This is a genomic window from Photorhabdus sp. HUG-39 (genome assembly GCF_963878365.1).
GTDB lineage: Bacteria > Pseudomonadota > Gammaproteobacteria > Enterobacterales > Enterobacteriaceae > Photorhabdus > Photorhabdus kayaii.
Genome location: NZ_CAWNWY010000023.1, coordinates 63,421 through 83,950, shown reverse-complemented (window position 1 = coordinate 83,950; position 20,530 = coordinate 63,421). Strand labels below are relative to the sequence as shown.

Genomic DNA, 20,530 nt, shown 5'->3' with positions numbered 1-20,530 from the left:
CGCCTCTGCTGTTTTATCATGGTGAGGTTCGGCCGTATCCTTACTCAAACCGGTGGCTGGATTGTTTTACGCTCCCCGAACAGGCTGCTCGCTTATACCGTCAGGCGTTTCCGTTGGTGGACGTCAGCGTGCTCAGCGATGAAGAGATCCTGACACATAAAGGCGTTGCCCTGATGGAGCTGGTGCAAAAACACATCCGCTGCCGGGATATGCAGGAATGGCTCCTCCAATTGGTGGAACTCTTGAATGCAGGGTATAATACAACTGAGCAGCGCAGTGTGGTGTTACGCTATATTTTACTGAATGGACATACGTTGGATCTCTCACAATTTGTCCATCAACTGATTGAACAATCTCCGGAGCATGAAACGATGTTGATGACTATTGCAGAACAGCTTGAACAAAAAGGGCTTGAGCGAGGTATTGAGCAAGGCCGAACAGAAGGCCGAGCTGAAGGCCGAGAGGAAGGTATTGAACTAGGCCGAGAGAAAGGTATTGAACTAGGCCGAGAGAAAGGTAAAGTGGAAACGGCTCGTGCCTTATTACGGCATGGCGTGAGTTTGGACATTATTGTCACCAGTACCGGACTGAGCCGGGATAAAATTGAAGCGTTAAGGCATTAAATTAATCTTCTGTTTTACAGCAAAATGCCGATATTCAAGATCGGCATTTTTGTTCTTACAGGATGGTGGCTATACAAGGGACTTTTACGTTTGCCTGGCGAAGCTGAAACCGGTCAGACTGAAGTAACAATCTCCGGAGCATGAAACGATGTTGATGACTATTGCAGAAGAGCTTGAACAAAAAGGGCGCGAGCAAGGTATCAAGCAAGGTATTGAGCAAGGCCGAACAGAAGGCCGAACAGAAGGTCGAGCTGAAGGTCGAGAGGAAGGTAAACTGGAAACGGCTCGTGCCTTATTACGGCATGGCGTGAGTCTGGACATTATTGTCACCAGTACCGGACTGAGCCGGGATAAAATTGAAGCGTTAAAGCATTAAATTAATCTTCTCTTTTACAGCAAAATGCCGATATTCAAGATCGGCATTTTTGTTCTTACAGGATGATAGCTATACAAGGGACTTTTACGTTTGTCCGGCGAAGCTGAAACCTATCAGACGGAAGCAACTTTATCGGGGGCGAAATGACACCCTAAGAACATGGGGAGCGCGATTAAGTGAGTTGTTTGCGGAAACAAATGATTCGCTCTGTTTCGTTAAAACCTTAATGTTCATGTGCCTGATATGACCGTTTATTACTGATTTTGGTATCCAAACAGAGTTCATGAACTCCTTTGTTGTAAGGTATCAAAATTTACAAATTCTGGTACCGGGGAATTTGCCACATAATGCAATATTAAAAGCCATGATATTCTGAAGTTGTTATTACGACTTTAAAATGTCACTTCTGGAATGAAAGAGTGGGGTGATTAGCTTTATCTTCTGAAGCGACCCCTTATTGTTTTAATGGAGACTGTGATTAATCTTTATGGAGTTTTATTTGCTGTGGTTATTTCAATGCCTATTGCACTTTTCTTGATGCCAGTTAACTCATTTATATTTATGAAGAAATATAAAAATATAGCATCATCGTGATAAATTTTTTTCTGATTATGTGGATTGTTTTCTTTTTATATTATGATGAAATTAATTTGTTAGGGAATAGGTTTTATAGATTTATTTTTGTTTCATTGTTTATTATATGAATAGTATTGTCCTATTTTTCTACAGAGAATATGATTGGTTTTTATATGGTTTTATCTTCTGTAGTAGTTATTATTCCTATTGTATATTCCTTATTACCTGTGAAGTTAATCTATACCCTATGGATTTCAAGATGCATCGCGACGGCAAGGGAGTGAATCCCCGGGAGCATAGCAAACTATGTGACCGGGGTGAGCGAGAGCAGCCAACAAAGAGGCAATTTGAAAGATAACGGATATATAGTTTGATCCTGGCAAGCCAGAGTTTGATATTTAAGATGGTTTTTCCTACTGTTTTTAAACGTCATTTCAGAGATGGAAGTTAACTAATTTAATTAATAGACAACCTTATGACCATAACTTTCCAAAATGTTTTTCACTCTCTCCATTGTCTCTTTTGCTGGCGGTTTTACACTTTCCAACTGATATTTTTCCCCCATAGTTGTCCATTTATGTTTACCCAGTTCGTGATAAGGTAGAAGCTCGATTTTTTCAATATTTTTCATATCCTTGGTAAATTCACCTAGCTTATGAACGGATTCATTATCATCGGACCAACCCGGAACCACAACGTAACGAATCCAGGTTTTCTGGTTACGTTTAGCCAGATAGCGGGCAAACTCCAAGGTGCGATGATTGGAGACACCGACTAATTTCTGATGAATCTCATCATTAAGTTGCTTCAAATCGAGCATAACGAGATCTGTGGCATCCATTAATTCATCAATAACCGGACCATAGCGGCGGACAAATCCATTAGTGTCAAGACAAGTATGAATACCTTCGGCACGACAGGCTCGGAACCAGTCACGTACAAATTCAGCTTGAAGAACGGCTTCACCACCCGATGCAGTAACCCCGCCACCGGATGCGTTCATAAAATGACGATAGGTTGTCGCTTCTTTTATCAATTCTTCAACAGTCACGTCTTTGCCGCCGTGGGTATCCCATGTGTCGCGGTTATGGCAATAGAGACAACGCATCAGGCAACCTTGAAAGAAAACAATAAACCGGATACCGGGGCCATCAACGGTGCCACAAGATTCGAAAGAGTGGATACGACCAAGTACGGACATAACAGGTTTACTCCAAAACTGGCAGGATAAACAAATAGAGGCCCTAAAATTCAGGGCCTTTGCTAACAAATTATTACATAGATTGGGTAAAAGTACGGGTAATTACATCCTGTTGTTGCTCTTTAGTCAGTGAGTTGAAACGTACGGCATAACCTGATACCCGGATGGTGAGCTGAGGATATTTCTCAGGGTCTTCCATGGCATCGAGCAGCATGTCACGGTTCATCACATTGACGTTCAAATGCTGACCACCTTCAATTTCTGCTTCATGGTGGAAATAACCATCCAGCAAACCAGCCAGATTAGTTTTGCGTGTTTCATCATCTTTGCCTAACGCGTTTGGTACGATAGAGAAGGTATAAGAGATACCATCTTTTGCATAGGCGAAAGGCAATTTAGCCACAGAGGCCAAAGAGGCGACGGCACCTTTTTGATCGCGACCATGCATTGGATTGGCACCGGGCCCAAATGGTGCGCCAGCACGACGTCCGTCAGGAGTGTTACCCGTTTTCTTACCATATACCACGTTAGAAGTGATGGTCAGAACGGATTGTGTCGGTACCGCGTTGCGATAAGTATTTAGTTTCTGGATTTTTTTCATGAAACGTTCAACCAAATCACAGGCGATATCATCAACACGTGAGTCGTTGTTACCGAATTGTGGATATTCACCTTCAATCTTGAAATCAACCGCTAAACCATTTTCATCACGGATCGGGGTCACTTTGGCATATTTGATGGCAGACAATGAGTCAGCGGCGACAGACAGACCGGCAATGCCACAGGCCATAGTACGGTAAACATCACGGTCGTGCAGTGCCATCAGTGCAGCTTCATAGCTATACTTATCATGCATATAGTGAATGATGTTTAGTGCAGTAACATACTGTTTTGCCAGCCAATCCATAAAGTGATCCATGCGGGACATAACCTTGTCGTAATCCAGCACTTCATCTTTTATTGGCTCTTCTTTCGGGCCAACCTGCATTTTCAGCTTTTCATCTACACCGCCGTTAATGGCGTACAGCATCGTTTTAGCCAGATTTGCGCGGGCACCGAAGAATTGCATCTGTTTACCCACAATCATAGGGCTGACGCAACAAGCAATAGCGTAATCATCGTTGTTGAAGTCGGGGCGCATCAAATCATCGTTCTCATATTGCAAAGATGAGGTATCGATGGAAACTTTTGCCGCGAATTTTTTGAAATTTGTCGGCAGTTTTTCGGACCATAGGATGGTCATGTTGGGTTCTGGTGATGGACCCATTGTGTATAGGGTGTTCAGGAAACGGAAACTATTTTTAGTCACCAGCGTGCGACCATCTATCCCCATACCTGCCAGCGATTCTGTTGCCCAGATTGGGTCACCGGAAAACAGTTCGTCGTATTCAGGTGTCCGCAGGAAACGAACCATACGCAGTTTCATCACCAGATGGTCAATTAATTCCTGAGCTTCAACTTCTGTCAGCTTACCCGCTTTCAGGTCACGTTCGATGTAGATATCCAGGAAACTGGAAACGCGACCGAAGGACATTGCGGCACCATTTTGAGACTTAACCGCCGCCAGATAAGCGAAATAAGTCCACTGTATCGCTTCCTTAGCGTCAGTGGCGGGGCCAGAAATATCATAGCCGTATTTAGCCGCCATCTCTTTAATCTGGCCCAGAGCGCGGTGCTGTTCAGCGATTTCTTCACGCAATTGAATAGTCATTGCCAGATCTTCACCGCTTTCCAGTTTTTCCTGCAATGAATTGAACTGAGCTAATTTATCATCACGCAAGAAATCGATACCGTATACTGCAACACGACGGTAGTCACCAATAATGCGACCACGGCCATAGGCATCAGGCAGACCTGTCAGAACACCAGATTTTCGGCATTTAAGAATATCTGGTGTGTAAACATCGAAAACGCCTTGATTATGCGTTTTGCGGTATTCAGTGAAAATCTGTTTCAATTTAGGATCGAGTTCACGGCCATAAATTTTACATGATCCTTCTACCATTTTGATGCCGCCAAATGGGATTAGGGCACGTTTTAATGGGGCTTCCGTTTGCAGGCCAACAATGGTTTCCAGATCTTTTTCGATATAACCTGCGTCGTGGGAGGTAATAGTAGCAGCAACATCAGTATCAAAATCAACCGGCGCATGAGTGCGGTTTTCGATTTTGATACCTTCCATGACTTTTTCCCATAAGGTATCGGTCGCTTTTGTCGAACCTGCCAGGAAAGATTCATCACCCTCATATGGCGTATAGTTTTTTTGGATGAAGTCACGAACATTGACGGCGCTTTGCCAATCACCCAGGTTAAAACCTTGCCATGCTACAGAGAACTTTTTATTTAATTCAGTCATGATACTTCTACCTTTGTAATAATCGAACTTTTAAGAAATCAGGCGAGAGAGCTAATTAATGTTTCTGCTCACTACGCAGATAAATTGACCAGTAAGTTAACCCCACCAAAATGGCGCCACCGATAATGTTACCAATAGTGACTGGAATTAAATTGTTAGTAATAAAGTGTGCAATGGTGAGTTGAGAAAATTGTTCAGGCGTTGCCCCTACGTTAATCCAAAATTCAGTTGGTGCGAAATGCTTAATAGCAATGCCAAGCGGGATTAAAAACATATTCGCAATACTGTGCTCAAAACCGCTGGCAACGAACATACTTACTGGCAAAATCATGGCGAATATTTTGTCCATTAAACTACGTCCGGCATAACTCATCCAAACAGCGAGACAAACCATTAAATTGGCGAGAATGCCTAAAAATAGCGCTTCAATAAAAGAGTGATGCATTTTATGGTTTGCTGTTTGCAAGACATTCAAGCCCCATAATCCGTCGGCAACGCGGTATTGACCGGCAAACCAGATAATGGCGACGAAAAATAGTGCGCCAATCAAATTACCGAGATAAACGTTAATCCAGTTTTTAATCATTTGATACCAGGTTATACGCCCGGTGCCTTTGGAAATAATCGTCAACACAGTAGAAGTAAATAAATCTGCTCCGCAAACGACTACTAACATTAATCCAAGGGAAAAACAGATGCCGCCGACTAATTTAGTTAGCCCATAAGGGACAGATGTGGTTCCTGTAGTCGCGGTAATATAAAAGACGAATGCAATGGAAATAAAAATCCCGGCAGTTATTGCTGACAGATAGGTAATGGCAACAGGTTTAGTGGTTTTATAAACACCAATGTCATTGGCGATTTGTGTCATTACCGCAGGTGGTAATAGGTTAAAGGGGTTGTCAGCTTTCATACCAACATTCTCTTTATCATTAATAAGTTATGGTATGTAATGATAGTAACAAAGGCGTGAAGGGGAGAATTTGATATAGATCATAATTCCCTAAGAGTGGACTCTGTTTTGGAGAGTGAAAACGGTTCAAATTAAACTTAACATGTTGATTTTAATGAAATAAAAAAATTTTAAAATTTATAATATTTTTTTATTTAACCATTGGTAGGAAGTTTGACAAGTAAAATTACAGGCCAAATTGTTGTTTACTTGTTGTTGCAAATAAATTTAATTTAACCTGAATTTTACTTTTAATTATGAATTGTCTTTTCTACAATTTTATTTTGCGTTCCAGAAATCGCATTTTGCTTTTTGCAGCTTCTCATAAGCAGCCAATAAAGTCTGATGAGCGGGCAGTGATTTTAAATCTGCATCAACTGACCACAGACCATAAAAACAGTGTTCACCAGAAATAGCTGCTGATGCTGCTTCAACAGCATCTTGCCCGTACATTTTTACGAATGCTTGATAATATTGTGTAGGCGCTTTATCCGCTTCCAGAGCAAGTAAAAGTAGTGTTTGCAAACAACGATAATAATTAGCGCGTTCGGCCGTAAAGATTGAGGCGTTAAAATCTTGGGTCCATTCTACCCAAATTAAAGCCTGTTCCAAATCACCGCCAGCCAGCGCCAACATGGATTTCAGTTCACCAATCCGTAAATTGCTCCAGCCATTATCTTTACCCACCGCAATGCCAAGCAACTCACGGATACGGGTAAAATCATCCAAACCTTCTTCATCTAATTGCTCAATCAGTGCCAGATATTCTTCGGCTTGCCACTGGCTATTCGGTAATGCTAATAAAGCTTCCCGCAAATGCGTTCCCATCGTGTTATTAGCAAGATGTAAATCTTCCACAGGATAAATATCAGACATTCCCGGAACCAAAATACGGCAGGCATAAATACCAAGGTGCTCGTAATCAGCAATATAAACTTCGGCATCCAATTGTTTGAAGATTGCCATCAAAGTGGCGAACTCTTCTTCTGTTGTGCCGCTGAAATTCCAGTCATCGAACGCATAATCAGCATCTTGTTTGAATAAATCCCAACTGATTAAACCGCTCGAATCGATAAAGTGAGTTTCCAGATTGGTATGTTCTGCCACTTCTTCATTATCGAAAGTCGGCGCATTGAACACATCCAGATCTTTCAAACTGCGTCCTTGTAATAGTTCGGTCACAGTACGTTCCAGTGCTACACCAAATTCAGGATGCGCACCAAAAGAGGCGAAACAAGTCCCGTTATTAGGATTAAACAGCACTACGCAAATAACCGGGAACTGTCCACCGAGAGAGGCGTCATAACAATAGAGTGGGAAACCTTCATCCTGTAATTTGCTGACTGCGGCAACAACGCCGGGATAACGGTTCATCACTTCCTGGGGAATTTCTGGCAGGCTGATGCCTTCGGCAATAATACGATTTTTCACATAGCGTTCAAAAACTTCAGATAATCCCTGAACTCTGGCTTCATTCATAGTGTTGCCGGCTGACATACCATTGGAAACATAAAGATTGCCAATAATATTCATCGGAATATAGACGGTATGATGATCAGACTGACGAGTAAATGGCAGCGAGCAGATACCACGTTCTTCATTACCTGATTGCAAATCGACTAACTGACTGGCGCATAACTCATTTTCAGGATTATAGAATTGGTGTAACCGGTCATCCAGAATGCCTGCTGGTAGAGAATCATCTTCCGGTAAAGCAAACCATTTTTCATTCGGATAATGGACAAAATCACCGTTAGCGATAGCTTCGCCTAAATAGAAGTCAGCAAAAAAATAGTTAGTTGACAAGCGTTCAAAATACTCCCCTAAAGCAGAAGCTAAAGCGGCTTTCTTGCTTGCACCTTTGCCATTGGTAAAACAGAGAGGACAATCGCGGTCACGGATATGAACTGACCAGACATTGGGAACCGGATTCAGCCATGAGGCTTCTTCGATATTAAAACCAAGGTGTTGCAGTTTTTGCTGAAAACGGTTGATTGAGTTTTCCAGTGCGGCGTCTTTGCCGGGAATAAAGGTTTGCGTCATGGTATTCACTTATGAGTGCGCGTTATGGGGCGCTCATCATACGAGTTTTTTTTCAGTAGCTAAAGTCTGGTATGTATCACAGATTTATTGTTATCATGATCCATAATCTAATAGGATATTTTTTATTAAGGAAGAAGCATGAAAAAGATGAAACACACAGCTTTAGCCAGTTTATTAGCATTAATTAGTGGTTCTGCTTTTGCTTTACCAAATATTACGCTTTTGGCGACGGGAGGGACGATTGCGGGTGGTGGGAAGTCTGCAATCCAATCCAACTATGTTGCTGGAAGAGTTGCTATTGATGAATTAGTCAATGCTATTCCTGAGATCAAAAATATCGCCAACCTAAAAGGTGAGCAGGTGGTGAGTATTGGTTCGCAGGATATGAATGATCAGGTGTGGTTGACACTCGCGAAAAGAATCAACGCGGATTGTGGCAAGACCGATGGTTTTGTTATCACCCACGGTACTGACACAATGGAAGAAACCGCTTACTTCCTCGATCTAACTACCCACTGCCAGAAACCGATTGTCATGGTTGGTGCGATGCGCCCGTCTACGGCGCTTGGTGCCGATGGCCCGTTAAATCTGTATAACGCTGTGGCTGTTGCGGGTGATAAAGCATCAGCCAAACGTGGTGTATTGATGGCAATGAATAATGCGGTTATTAGTGGTCGCACCGTGGTGAAAATGAGCACCACTGAAGTTCAGGCATTCCAACCAATTAATGCGGGTGCTGAGGGCTTTGTTCATAATGGCAAAGTCAATTATTACGCTGACGCTAAACCGAGAGCGAGTAAGGCGATTTTTGATGTCAGTAAACTGGATAAACTGCCTAAAGTAGGCATTGTCTATAACTATGCCAATGCGTCTGATTTGCCAGCAAAAGCGTTTTTGAGTGCGGGTTACCAAGGTATTGTCAGCGCTGGTGTGGGCAACGGTAATATGTATAAGGCGATTTTCGATACTTTGGCTCAAGCGGCTAAAGATGGGGTTGTGGTCGTCAGATCAAGCCGTGTACCGGTGGGATATGTTACTCAGGATGCGGAAGTGGATGATAGCAAGCATGGCTTTGTCGCTTCTGAACGTCTGAATCCACAAAAGGCCAGAGTACTTTTACAATTAGCTCTGACTGAAACGCGTGATCCGGTAAAAATTCACGAGATGTTTGTGAAATATTGATTTGTGATTCAGAGATAACAATAGAGCGCGCAGGTACAGGTTGGTCAGGATGTTAGGCGCCGCGTAGCAGCTTGTTTTGTTGCGCTTCATGATCACCGGGCAGTGGGATATTATACTCTGGCTGCCGCTGGTATCCAGTTGACCAACCTCCCTACGGCTACTATTAAGAAACTGCCACGATACCCAACAGTGCCGGCAGTACGGATGGGGAGGTTGGCCGTTGATCAGGCAATTAGAAATTAGGGACTCGGTGGAGCATTGCTAGCTGATGCTATTGAGAGACCATTCGTGCCGAAATTGCGTCTTATGCGCTGCTTGTTGACGCAAAAGATGATAATGCAGTGCGATTTTACCGACATCATGGCTTTATTGTTTTACCCAATTCACCATTCACATTATTCCTTCCTCTCATAGCTGTAGATAAAAAAGGTAAAAAATAAGCGGTTCACCTGTAATAGCGCTGAATGAACAAGTTTATTGGCTATTTTTGCGATAGTTTTGTTCAACGTTTGAATAACCATTGCAGCAATGAAATGGGAATGGTACAACCGATATATCAGATTATTTATTGTTATCAATCATTGTTATTTCGTCAGAATAATCAGAATAAGGTGAGGTAAATGAATCAGGTATATAATTTCAGTTCAGGTCCCGCTATGTTACCGGTCGAAGTATTGCGTAGAGCTGAACAAGAGCTCTGTAACTGGCATGGTATTGGGACTTCAATTATGGAGATCAGTCACCGAGGTAAGGAATTTGTCGCAGTGGCAAAGGAAGCTGAAAATGATCTGCGAGATCTATTGTCAGTGCCTGAAAACTATAAGGTATTGTTCTGCCATGGTGGCGCCCGTGGTCAATTTGCCGCTATCCCAATGAACCTGCTGGGTGATAATGTTAAAGCTGATTATATTGATGGCGGTTACTGGGCTGAATGTGCAGTCAAAGAAGCAGAAAAATATTGCACGCCGAATGTGATTAATATCAAAACCGAAATTAATGGCTTGAAAGGCGTTAAGCCAATGAGTGAATGGTTATTAAGTAATGATGCGGCTTATGTCCATTATTGCCCGAATGAAACCATTGACGGTATCGCAATTCATAAAGATCCAGATTTTGATGATAATAAAATTATTATTGCGGATTACTCTTCCTCTATTCTTTCCGGGCCGTTAGATGTTAGCCGTTATGGTATGATTTATGCTGGAGCGCAGAAAAATATTGGTCCGGCGGGGCTCACACTGGTTATTGTTCGTGAAGATTTATTAGGCAAAGCCCGTAAAGAAACCCCGTCTATTCTTGATTATACGGTGCTGGCAGAGAATGACTCCATGTTCAACACGCCGCCAACGTTTGCCTGGTATCTCTCTGGTTTGGTCTTCAAGTGGATGAAAGAGCAAGGCGGGGTACAAGAGATGGCAAAACGTAACCGTGCTAAGGCTGAGTTACTTTATAATGCCATTGATAACAGTGATTTCTACCATAACCAAGTCGTCCTTGAAAATCGTTCCCTGATGAATGTGCCGTTCAAGACGGCTGATGCCTTACTGGATAGCAAATTTCTGGCAGAAGCAGATGCACAAGGGTTGCAGGCATTGAAAGGTCACCGGGTTTCCGGCGGTATGCGTGCTTCTATTTATAATGCAATGCCTGTCGAAGGGGTTCAGGTTTTAGTTGATTTTATGGCTGATTTTGAGTGTCGTAACGGCTGATTTGTCAACTTTACCGGGAACAATGGTTCCCGGCCTATCTCAGGGTAGAAAAAAATATTTCCTCAAACGTAACAATGACTCACTTATAATTAAAAATAACCTAATTGAGAATCGGAGAGCCTGTTATTTATGCAATCCCTGATGCTACAACCTATTTCTTCCATTAGTGGAACTATTAACCTGCCAGGATCAAAAAGTGTTTCCAACCGTGCGTTATTACTGGCAGCCTTGGCTAAAGGTACTACCTGCTTAACTAACTTGTTGGACAGTGATGATATTCGTCATATGCTCAATGCCTTGGCTGCGCTGGGTGTCAGTTATCGTTTATCTGATGATCGTACCCGTTGTGAAGTTGACGGTATTGGTGGATTGATTACCCATAAAGGGCCGGTAGAACTGTTTCTGGGTAATGCCGGCACAGCGATGCGTCCCCTAACCGCCGCGTTATGCTTGGGAAAAAATGACGTCGTTCTTACCGGCGAACCTCGGATGAAAGAGCGTCCAATTGGTCACTTGGTGGATGCTTTGCGTCAAGGGGGAGCGGAAATTGATTATCTGGAACAGGAAAATTATCCACCGTTACACATCAAAGGGGGTTTTGTTGGTGGCAAAGTGACGGTAGATGGCTGTGTTTCCAGCCAATTTCTGACCGCATTGCTGATGGCTGCGCCATTGGCAGAAAATGATTCTGAGATTCATATTCAAGGGGAATTGGTTTCCAAACCTTATATTGATATCACTCTGGCATTGATGAAAAGTTTTGGTATTACCGTAAATCACGATCAATATCAGATTTTCCATATTAAAGGCCAACAGCAATACGTTTCTCCGGGCCACTATTTGGTTGAAGGTGATGCCTCTTCTGCTTCCTATTTTCTGGCGGCGGCGGCAATTAAAGGTGGTACTGTGCGGGTGACCGGAGTTGGTAAAAATAGCCTTCAAGGGGATATCAAATTTGCCAATGTGCTGGAGAAAATGGGGGCGAAAATTCGTTGGGGTGATGACTTTGTTGAATGTGAACGAGGCTCTCTCACTGGCATTGATATGGACATGAATGAGATTCCTGATGCAGCTATGACCATTGCAACCACTGCGTTGTTTGCGGCAGGGGAGACCGTCATTCGCAATATATACAACTGGCGGGTAAAAGAGACGGATCGGCTGCATGCGATGGCAACTGAATTGCGTAAAGTCGGTGCCGAGGTGGAAGAGGGGAGTGATTACATTCGCATCACACCACCACCAAGATTGTTACCTGCTGAAATTGGTACCTATAATGATCATCGAATGGCGATGTGTTTCTCGTTGGTGGCGCTGTCCGATACACCGGTTACCATTCTCGATCCAGGTTGTACAGCAAAGACCTTTCCTGACTATTTCAATCAATTGGAGAGATTAAGCCAGCGAAAGTCATAATTATCGATTATTATGATTTAATAAAGCGTATTTCTTTGATCAAAATCTATACCCTATGGATTTCAAGATGCATCGCGACGGCAAGGGAGTGAATCCCCGGGAGCATAGGTAACTATGTGACCGGGGTGAGCGAGAGCAGCCAACAAAGAAGCAACTTGAAAGATAACGGGTATATCTACATGGCATGCGCTTATTTCGTTCACTCTGTGAGTGCGTATAATAAACGGCAGATATTGATTATTTTATTGAATAAATATTCAGCATCTGGTGAAGTGTTAACCTGCCATGTTAAAGGAGAACAATAATGGTGGCGATAGCCCCAGTAATAACTGTTGATGGGCCAAGCGGTGCAGGTAAAGGGACATTATGCCAGGCACTGGCAGAGGTCTTAGGCTGGCAACTGCTTGATTCAGGTGCTATTTATCGAGTGTTGGCACTGGCAGCGATTCATCATCAGGTGGATATCCAGTCTGAAGACGCGTTAGTTCCTCTGGCTGCTAATCTTGATGTGCGCTTTGTCCCTAGAAAAGGGAAGCTCAGTGTGATGCTTGAGGGCGAGGATGTCAGTAATGAGATCCGGACTGAGACGGTCGGCAATACTGCCTCGCAGGCGGCTGCTTTCCCACGAGTTCGTGAAGCCTTGTTACGGCGTCAGCGTGCTTTTCGGGTTGCACCGGGCTTGATTGCAGATGGCCGTGATATGGGAACTGTGGTGTTTTCTGATGCCCCGGTAAAAATATTTCTTGATGCCAGTGCAGAAGAACGTGCGCGCAGACGTATGCTACAGTTGCAGGAAAAAGGCTTTAGTGTTAACTTTGAATGTCTTTTGTCCGAGATACAGGAACGTGATTACCGCGACCGTAACCGGGCAGTAGCGCCGTTAGCGCCGGCTGGAGATGCATTAATATTGGATTCAACCAATATGTCTATCGAAGAAGTTATCGACAAGGCGCTAAATTATGCGAAAAAAATTCTCTCAATTACCTGAGCGGTTTTAAGTTTTTAGCTTATAATTGATGACGATGTACTAAAAATTAGGTACGCGGGTATCGAATTTTTCCGCAAACCAAACAACCTTGTTACAGGGAATAGTAGCAGGGCATGTAAAACAACCCCATTCGGCGGGAAGCTATAATGGACGTTAAATTAAAATCTTGAAGATCATTAACATGACAGAATCTTTTGCTCAACTCTTTGAAGAATCCCTGCAATCTATTGAAACTCGTCCAGGTGCTATCGTTCGCGGCATCGTTGTTGCTATTGATAAAGACGTTGTATTGGTTGATGCAGGTCTGAAATCAGAATCCGCTATTCCTGTAGAACAGTTTAAAAATGTTCAGGGTGAGCTGGAAATCCAGGTCGGTGATGAAATTGATGTTGCGCTAGACGCTGTTGAAGATGGTTTTGGTGAAACTGTTCTGTCTCGTGAGAAAGCAAAACGCCATGAAGCGTGGCTGATGCTGGAAAAAGCTTACGAAGACGCAGAAACAGTTACCGGCATCATCAACGGTAAAGTAAAAGGCGGTTTTACTGTTGAACTGAACGGTATCCGCGCATTCCTGCCTGGTTCTCTGGTTGATGTTCGTCCAGTTCGTGATACAACTCACCTGGAAGGTAAAGAGCTTGAGTTTAAAGTCATCAAACTGGATCAGAAACGCAACAACGTCGTGGTTTCTCGTCGTGCTGTTATCGAATCTGAAAACAGTGCAGAACGTGATCAACTGCTGGAAAACCTGCAAGAAGGTATGGAAGTTAAAGGTATCGTTAAGAACCTGACTGACTACGGCGCATTTGTTGATCTGGGCGGCGTTGATGGCTTGCTGCACATTACTGATATGGCTTGGAAACGTGTTAAACATCCAAGTGAAATCGTCAATGTGGGCGATGAAATCGCAGTTAAGGTACTGAAATTTGACCGTGAGCGTACCCGTGTATCTCTGGGCCTGAAACAACTGGGCGAAGATCCTTGGGTAGCAATCGCTAAGCGTTATCCAGAAGGTACTAAACTGACTGGCCGCGTAACTAACCTGACTGATTACGGTTGCTTCGTAGAAATCGAAGAAGGCGTTGAAGGTCTGGTACACGTTTCAGAAATGGACTGGACCAACAAAAACATCCACCCATCTAAAGTGGTTAACGTTGGTGACGTTGTGGAAGTTATGGTTCTGGATATCGACGAAGAACGTCGTCGTATCTCCTTAGGTCTGAAACAGTGTAAATCTAACCCTTGGCAGCTATTTGCTGAAACTCACAACAAAAATGACCGTGTTGAAGGTAAGATCAAGTCTATTACTGACTTTGGTATCTTCATTGGTCTGGATGGCGGCATTGATGGCCTGGTTCACCTGTCTGACATCTCCTGGAACGTTGCTGGAGAAGAAGCCGTTCGTGAATACAAAAAAGGCGATGAAATCGCGGCTGTTGTTCTACAAGTAGATGCAGAGCGTGAGCGTATCTCTCTGGGCATTAAACAACTGGCAGAAGATCCATTCAATAACTACCTATCTGTAAACAAGAAAGGTGCTATTGTTACTGGTAAAGTTACCGCAGTTGATGCTAAAGGTGCGACAGTAGAACTGGCTGACGGCGTTGAAGGTTACCTGCGTGCATCAGAAGCTTCTCGTGACCGTGTTGAAGATGCAACGCTGGTTCTGAACGTGGGTGATGCAGTTGAAGCTAAATATACTGGTGTTGATCGCAAAAACCGCGTTATCAACCTGTCTGTTCGCGCTAAAGACGAAGCTGACGAGAAAGACGCTATCGCTTCTGTGAACAAACAAGAAGACGCAAACTTTGCAAACAATGCAATGGCTGAAGCTTTCAAAGCAGCGAAAGGCGAATAATTCGAGTGAATAACGGTGGATAACACGTAAGTGTTATCCAAGTACGGTAGTTTAGGGAGGTACTCATGACCAAGTCTGAATTAATTGAAAGACTTGCTGGCCAGCAATCTCATATTTCGGCCAAAACCGTTGAAGATGCAGTGAAAGAAATACTCGACCATATGGCAATAACATTGGCAGATGGTGAACGTATAGAGGTGCGCGGATTCGGCAGTTTTTCTCTTCACTACCGTGCTCCGCGCGTAGGTCGTAACCCTAAAACCGGTGATAAAGTGGAGCTGGAAGGTAAATACGTTCCCCATTTTAAACCTGGCAAAGAGTTGCGTGATCGCGTGAATATCTACGATTAAGTTTGAAGATACAAGTTATTGCTTATTCTAAACAGTGTCTTTGGTGCTGTTTTAGATTAGTAATAAAGTGCTGGCCTTTTGGTCAGCACTTTTTTGATCAATCAAGGCTCATATAAAAATAGAGCTGAATTTTATATTGAGAAAACCTTCCCCATAATCCTGTCAATCTGACGTTGTGTCTCCAGAAATCACTCGTATGCAAAATTAATATCGTCATTGGTTTTAAATTTATTCGTGATATTCGCTTTTGATAAATAAATGTATAAAAATTGTTAAAAATATAAGGTAATACCGGCATCAAGCCACTTAATTTCGATAAATTTCGGAATATTCCTATATATTTTTAGGTGAAATCCATTGCATCATTGAATATTTATTAATCCATAAGTGGTGAAAACATGATGATTTCAGTTAGAACCACTCTTCATGCTATAAATCAATGGAGAAGTGAATAGATGGCAATAGGGTATTTCCTGCTGGTTGGTGATAAAACAACGTGTGGCGGCCAGATTATTACTGGTGACCACACCATGACATTTGATGGGCGAGCAACGGCTCGTGAAGGAGATAAGGTTACTTGTGGTAAACATCCCGGCACTTACATCATTGTCGGTGGTGTGGCGTTCCTAAACAACCGGTTGGTGCAAGACGCCATGATCCGCAACTTCGAGATCATCGGCGAGGCCAGTAATAACATTGGGAAGCATTATCCCAATTTCGCTGTTGCTAACCCTGAATTGCCATTGTCGTTTGCTTACCAGATGCGTACTTTTTGTTTGATTAAAAACGTTATTGGACCTTCAGGCATAGCATTTCCTGACTTAAGAAAATTTCAGATTAAATAATGTTATTGAATATGAAAAGAAATAGATTCCAAGCATAATAAGAATGATACCGCTGGTGTAATTAATAAACTTGATAACACGATGACTGAACATTTTCCTGGAGAAGAATATCACAGTATTAATAAAGGCAACCCAAACAATGACGCCAATAATTGTCCCTGCTGCACCAATAGCTAAACTATATTTACCTGATGTAATATTGTTGAGTTGTGCGCTGACAGACAGCCAAAAAATAACATTGTATGGATTTAATAGTGTCAACAATACACCATCAAAAAATTGCCTATGATAGGGTTTGGAGATGATATTGATATTTTCCTCATTTTTCTTATTTATGAAGCTGGTAATACCAAACCAAATGACCATCAATGCTCCTAAAAACCCAAAAATAGGCATAAAAATAGTATTGGAAAACAATTGTAATATACCAAAACCTAAAAGTAACAAATAAATTATATCGGCAAAACAAGCACCTAAGCCAAAAATTACTGCGTGAAGACAACTGATATTCAAGTGTCTACGCATAATTTCTATATTTATAGGGCCAACGGGAGCCGCAGCTCCCAATCCTAAAATAAAAAATGTTCCTAATGTACTGATTACACCAACCATATAATTAATTCCATAACATGAGATGTTTATTTAGTGATAATCCAATGAAGCTTTGTAATGATATTCTGCACCCTTCAGAAAAACTACGAATAGCATGGGGTTTCCTGGTGTTTATTATAATCAAATCTCCTTGTTCTGGTTTAATAAGGATGGATGGCGGAAGTGTGCCTCGCCAATCATTTTCTGCATTATCTTCGATTAACTCGGTAATAGGGATTTCAGGAACATCCCACAGCTCAAGTTCTCCTCCATTTGCAGGTATTTTTATATAGATATTCACTGAGAATTGCCCCAACAAATTGACCGATTGTTGTTGAAGGCCATCAAAATGGGGTTGTTTTTCAACCATGAAAGAGCGTTCCGGCCTGCTCATCACTCTGGCAATACCCGCATGCATCTTTTTACCTTCAAAGTTTGCAATGCTGGCTCCGGCGGACCATATCTCGTCCAGTTCTAAACGAAATTTATCGAAAGGAGCTAACATTGGAGCACAGAAATTTCTGACATTTCTGATGGCCGGTAACGCATTTTCAAAATATTTTTTATAGCTATCGCTATCTTTGGATTTGCCAAAAGTTGTGTTGTAAGACTGGCCAATTCTATCAACACCATAATCAACTAAAACAACTTCATCTCCTTTTTTCAAATCATGAGGATGACATTCCAGATTTTCGTGAGAGAGAAAAAAATCAGAGAGCTTGTTTGCAATAGGACTATCAACATATTTCTTTATATGGATTGCTAACACTTCATTATTAAATAATTTAGTAAGATGATGTTCTTGCAGAGAGTCAGATACAATTATTTTGTTTTTCATAAAAACCACCTTATTGTATTTAACATGATTTTTTGATTATTTTCCATATAAAAATAGAATGGAAATATTAATTTAGTATTATTTAAATTTAATCAATGCGATCTTAATCACAAAACAAAAATTAGCAGGTGGCAGTTTCTGTATTTGCGAAGCTGTTCGCATATATTTTTGAAATGATTGTTAACCTGAAATTAATCTGCGAAGGTGTTTGATAATTTTTCTTGTGCTTCTGGCTGCTTTGTAAAAAATAAGGAATACTCTGCTGGAAAAATAAAAGGGTAAGGATGAATAAGGATGTGGTTTTCAGTTGTGATAAATAAGATAACAACAAATTGGAAACAACCTATACCAATCATTAGCGTGAATCAGGCCGCAATAGCTATTATTGTCGGTATTGTACCCTTGCTTTTTCTGCCTGAGTTACCACAGAAATGGCAGGTTATGACATTGCTATTACTGGCTCTATTCTGCTTATTCTTACCATTTTGCCTTTGCCGGATAGTTTCAATTTCGTTACTGGCATTTCTTATTGGGTGCTGGCAGGGAAATCATTTGCTCGAACAGATAATCTATTTTAGTGAAAAAGCGCATTTATCACGGGTTATTATTGAAAGTTTATCATTAGATAATGAAGAGAAAGGCAGGGTTATCCTGCGTATTATTGAGAATGAAAACAAAGTTATTTTTCCGCCACTGTATGTTTCCGCTTATTGGGATATTTCGCCTGAATCTCTGTGTGCTGGTCAAGAATGGCGGCTGAAAATGAAATTACGGCCAGTTCATAGTCAGCTAAATCAAGGTGGATATGATAGCCAGCGTAGGGCATTAGCTATCCGCCGACCTTTAACAGGGAAAGTCATTCATGCTGAATTAATTGACGGGAAATGTAACTTACGTCAGCGATTGGTCAGTCATATTGCACCGGATATTCGTGAATTGAAGCATAGTGGTATTGCGATGGCATTAGCATTCGGAGAGCGTCAGTGGTTAAGTAAGGAGGATAATTTATTATTACAACAAACAGGTACGGCTCACCTTATGGCTATTTCAGGGTTGCATATTACTGTTGCCAGTATGTTTGGTTGGTGGATGGCAAGATTATTACAACTCTTCTTTCCCGTACACTGGATAGGGCACAGATTTCCATTGATTATCGGTTGGATAGTGGCAATAAATTACGTCTGGTTATCGGGTTGGGGCATTCCGGCTATTCGTGCATTACTGGGTTTAACGCTCTGGCTATATTTACGTTACAGAAATATTCTCTGTTTCCCTTGGCAGTGGGCATTGTGGACAGCCGCAATGATTCTCTTATTTGATCCCCTGACTGTGCTTTCTGACAGCTTCTGGCTCTCCTTCTTTGCTGTGATGGCGATAATGTTCTGGTTCTTTTGGGCGCCGTTGATTGAGCCATTTCGTTATGGTTGGAAATGGCTATGGCTGCGCGGGTTATATATGCAAATGGGTATGATGCTGATGCTTATTCCTCTCCAGCTATTATTATTTCATGGTGTCAATTTTGCCGCGTTATTTGCTAACTTCTGGGCTGTGCCAATCATCTCTTTTATTACTGTTCCGTTGATTATGCTGGCATTAATAAGTCATTTTTGTTCTCTTATTCATGCGTTATTATGGCAATTAGTCGATTACTCTGTAACCTTCTCTTTAATTCCTTTGCCAGTTTTGCAACAGTCATGGAATGAAACGGGTCGTTTTCCTCTATTAATAACGTTTATTGGCTGGTTTGTTGTCATCATTTGGCGATTTGCTTGGTGGCAATCATATAAGTTACTGATTGGCATTTCTTTAGGGATAATGCTCTGCTATCTGAGGCGCAACGAAGAATATCTGTGGCGATTTTCTATGCTGGATGTTGGGCACGGGCTTGCGGTTATCATTGAAAAAGATGGCAAGGCGCTGATTTTTGATACCGCTAATCGTTGGGAAACTGGCAGTATGGCAGAAAGGGTGATAATCCCTTATTTGCGTTGGCATCGATTAACGCCAGAACAGATTATTATCAGTCATGATCATCTTGACCATACCGGTGGGTTAGAATCCTTACAACAAAAATATCCAGGTATTGCTGTGAGAAGTTCTTTAATTAATCAGCAACATCTGCCATGTATACGCGGTGAACAGTGGCTCTGGCAGGGGTTGAGCTTCCGTGTATTATGGCCGCCGGTAAGATCATTACACGCAGGTAATGACGAATCTTGTGTCATTCGGGTAGAAGATGGCAAACATAGCTTGCTTTTAACCGGAGATCTGGAAAAGCAAGGGGAATATAAGCTATTGGGAATAGAAAAAGAGAATTTAAGATCGACCGTATTGCAGGTTCCACATCATGGTAGTAACACGTCATCTACAGCCGCTTTTATTCATACCGTCTCACCACAATATGCACTGGCCTCTGTTGCACGTTATAGCCCGTGGCGACTTCCTTCGGTTAAAGTGCAGCGACGTTATCGTAAAATTGGGGCAGAATGGCGTAGTACCGCGGTATCCGGGCAGATAACGGGTTATTTTTATGGCGATCATGTTGAAATGATGAGCTATAGGCAACAAATTATGTCACGTTGGTATCATCAGTGGTTTGGTATTCGTAGTGATCATGAGTAGAATAACC

The 20,530-nt window shown here is 42.2% G+C and carries 17 protein-coding genes and 1 pseudogene; 12 read left to right on the top strand and 6 right to left on the bottom strand.

What is annotated here, in order from left to right:
- The coding region (locus AAC155_RS15440; protein ID WP_192880524.1) for an Rpn family recombination-promoting nuclease/putative transposase at positions 1-623 on the top strand (623 nt) is incomplete at its 5' end.
- Positions 624-771: 148 nt separating this feature from the next.
- Positions 772-999, top strand: coding sequence for a hypothetical protein (locus tag AAC155_RS15435; RefSeq protein WP_113043198.1), 228 nt, complete (start codon positions 772-774; stop codon positions 997-999).
- 1,036 nt (positions 1,000-2,035) lie between these two features.
- Here the strand turns inward: AAC155_RS15435 and pflA are convergent.
- From pflA to ycaO, 4 genes are all read right to left on the bottom strand, one after another.
- Complete coding sequence (gene pflA, locus AAC155_RS15430; protein ID WP_113043197.1) at positions 2,036-2,776, bottom strand: pyruvate formate lyase 1-activating protein; 741 nt, start codon at positions 2,774-2,776, stop codon at positions 2,036-2,038.
- Positions 2,777-2,849: 73 nt separating this feature from the next.
- Entirely contained in the window at positions 2,850-5,132 is a 2,283-nt protein-coding gene (pflB, locus tag AAC155_RS15425; RefSeq protein WP_113043196.1) for a formate C-acetyltransferase, read from the bottom strand.
- 55 nt (positions 5,133-5,187) lie between these two features.
- Positions 5,188-6,045, bottom strand: coding sequence for a formate transporter FocA (focA, locus tag AAC155_RS15420; RefSeq protein ID WP_113043195.1), 858 nt, complete (start codon positions 6,043-6,045; stop codon positions 5,188-5,190).
- A gap of 318 nt (positions 6,046-6,363) precedes the next feature.
- On the bottom strand, positions 6,364-8,127 hold the full coding sequence (gene ycaO / locus AAC155_RS15415; protein WP_113043194.1) for a 30S ribosomal protein S12 methylthiotransferase accessory factor YcaO: 1,764 nt from the start codon (positions 8,125-8,127) through the stop codon (positions 6,364-6,366).
- Between the two features lie 138 nt (positions 8,128-8,265).
- On the opposite strand from ycaO, the gene ansB reads away from it, so the two are divergent.
- The 9 genes and pseudogenes from ansB (at position 8,266) to AAC155_RS15370 (ending at position 16,472) form a co-directional block, all read left to right on the top strand.
- A complete protein-coding gene (gene ansB / locus AAC155_RS15410; protein ID WP_113043193.1) occupies positions 8,266-9,309 on the top strand; it encodes an L-asparaginase 2 in 1,044 nt (347 codons plus the stop codon).
- Between the two features lie 620 nt (positions 9,310-9,929).
- Positions 9,930-11,018, top strand: a complete 1,089-nt coding sequence (serC, locus tag AAC155_RS15405; RefSeq protein WP_113043192.1) for a 3-phosphoserine/phosphohydroxythreonine transaminase — start codon at positions 9,930-9,932, stop codon at positions 11,016-11,018.
- A 129-nt stretch (positions 11,019-11,147) separates the two neighbouring features.
- Positions 11,148-12,434, top strand: coding sequence for a 3-phosphoshikimate 1-carboxyvinyltransferase (gene aroA / locus AAC155_RS15400; RefSeq protein WP_113043191.1), 1,287 nt, complete (start codon positions 11,148-11,150; stop codon positions 12,432-12,434).
- A 116-nt stretch (positions 12,435-12,550) separates the two neighbouring features.
- Positions 12,551-12,739 carry a hypothetical protein gene (locus AAC155_RS15395; protein WP_146748108.1) on the top strand — a complete coding sequence of 63 codons (189 nt, stop codon included), beginning with the start codon at positions 12,551-12,553 and terminating at the stop codon, positions 12,737-12,739.
- Positions 12,739-13,422: a (d)CMP kinase gene (cmk, locus tag AAC155_RS15390; RefSeq protein ID WP_113043190.1), complete on the top strand. Its 684-nt coding sequence runs from the start codon at positions 12,739-12,741 to the stop codon at positions 13,420-13,422. The genes AAC155_RS15395 and cmk overlap by 1 nt, the downstream gene beginning before the upstream one ends.
- A gap of 181 nt (positions 13,423-13,603) precedes the next feature.
- Positions 13,604-15,277: a 30S ribosomal protein S1 gene (gene rpsA, locus AAC155_RS15385; protein WP_113043189.1), complete on the top strand. Its 1,674-nt coding sequence runs from the start codon at positions 13,604-13,606 to the stop codon at positions 15,275-15,277.
- 65 nt (positions 15,278-15,342) lie between these two features.
- On the top strand, positions 15,343-15,627 hold the full coding sequence (gene ihfB / locus AAC155_RS15380; protein WP_011145915.1) for an integration host factor subunit beta: 285 nt from the start codon (positions 15,343-15,345) through the stop codon (positions 15,625-15,627).
- A 455-nt stretch (positions 15,628-16,082) separates the two neighbouring features.
- Positions 16,083-16,250, top strand: a pseudogene (locus AAC155_RS15375) (PAAR domain-containing protein); the annotation flags it as partial.
- Positions 16,245-16,472 carry a HepT-like ribonuclease domain-containing protein gene (locus AAC155_RS15370; protein WP_262978315.1) on the top strand — a complete coding sequence of 76 codons (228 nt, stop codon included), beginning with the start codon at positions 16,245-16,247 and terminating at the stop codon, positions 16,470-16,472. The pseudogene AAC155_RS15375 and the gene AAC155_RS15370, both read left to right, overlap by 6 nt.
- Here AAC155_RS15370 and AAC155_RS15365 read toward each other — a convergent pair.
- On the bottom strand, positions 16,449-17,084 hold the full coding sequence (locus tag AAC155_RS15365) for a LysE family translocator (RefSeq protein WP_113043188.1): 636 nt from the start codon (positions 17,082-17,084) through the stop codon (positions 16,449-16,451). The two genes, AAC155_RS15370 and AAC155_RS15365, sit on opposite strands and share 24 nt — an antisense overlap.
- Positions 17,085-17,088: 4 nt before the next feature.
- The gene (locus AAC155_RS15360; protein WP_113043187.1) at positions 17,089-17,901 is read right to left on the bottom strand and encodes a 2OG-Fe(II) oxygenase; all 813 of its coding nucleotides are present in this window, start codon (positions 17,899-17,901) and stop codon (positions 17,089-17,091) included.
- A 294-nt stretch (positions 17,902-18,195) separates the two neighbouring features.
- Between AAC155_RS15360 and AAC155_RS15355 the strand changes: the two genes are divergently transcribed.
- A complete protein-coding gene (locus AAC155_RS15355) occupies positions 18,196-20,523 on the top strand; it encodes a ComEC family protein (RefSeq protein WP_113043186.1) in 2,328 nt (775 codons plus the stop codon).
- Positions 20,524-20,530 lie beyond the last annotated feature (7 nt).

Bases quoted from the DNA above. Each gene is read 5' to 3' on its own strand.
- AAC155_RS15435 (WP_113043198.1), top strand. From the start codon at position 772: ATGTTGATGACTATTGCAGAAGAGCTTGAACAAAAAGGGCGCGAGCAA.
- pflA (WP_113043197.1), bottom strand. From the start codon at position 2,776: ATGTCCGTACTTGGTCGTATCCACTCTTTCGAATCTTGTGGCACCGTT.
- pflB (WP_113043196.1), bottom strand. From the start codon at position 5,132: ATGACTGAATTAAATAAAAAGTTCTCTGTAGCATGGCAAGGTTTTAAC.
- focA (WP_113043195.1), bottom strand. From the start codon at position 6,045: ATGAAAGCTGACAACCCCTTTAACCTATTACCACCTGCGGTAATGACA.
- ycaO (WP_113043194.1), bottom strand. From the start codon at position 8,127: ATGACGCAAACCTTTATTCCCGGCAAAGACGCCGCACTGGAAAACTCA.
- ansB (WP_113043193.1), top strand. From the start codon at position 8,266: ATGAAAAAGATGAAACACACAGCTTTAGCCAGTTTATTAGCATTAATT.
- serC (WP_113043192.1), top strand. From the start codon at position 9,930: ATGAATCAGGTATATAATTTCAGTTCAGGTCCCGCTATGTTACCGGTC.
- aroA (WP_113043191.1), top strand. From the start codon at position 11,148: ATGCAATCCCTGATGCTACAACCTATTTCTTCCATTAGTGGAACTATT.
- cmk (WP_113043190.1), top strand. From the start codon at position 12,739: ATGGTGGCGATAGCCCCAGTAATAACTGTTGATGGGCCAAGCGGTGCA.
- rpsA (WP_113043189.1), top strand. From the start codon at position 13,604: ATGACAGAATCTTTTGCTCAACTCTTTGAAGAATCCCTGCAATCTATT.
- ihfB (WP_011145915.1), top strand. From the start codon at position 15,343: ATGACCAAGTCTGAATTAATTGAAAGACTTGCTGGCCAGCAATCTCAT.
- AAC155_RS15365 (WP_113043188.1), bottom strand. From the start codon at position 17,084: ATGGTTGGTGTAATCAGTACATTAGGAACATTTTTTATTTTAGGATTG.
- AAC155_RS15360 (WP_113043187.1), bottom strand. From the start codon at position 17,901: ATGAAAAACAAAATAATTGTATCTGACTCTCTGCAAGAACATCATCTT.
- AAC155_RS15355 (WP_113043186.1), top strand. From the start codon at position 18,196: ATGTGGTTTTCAGTTGTGATAAATAAGATAACAACAAATTGGAAACAA.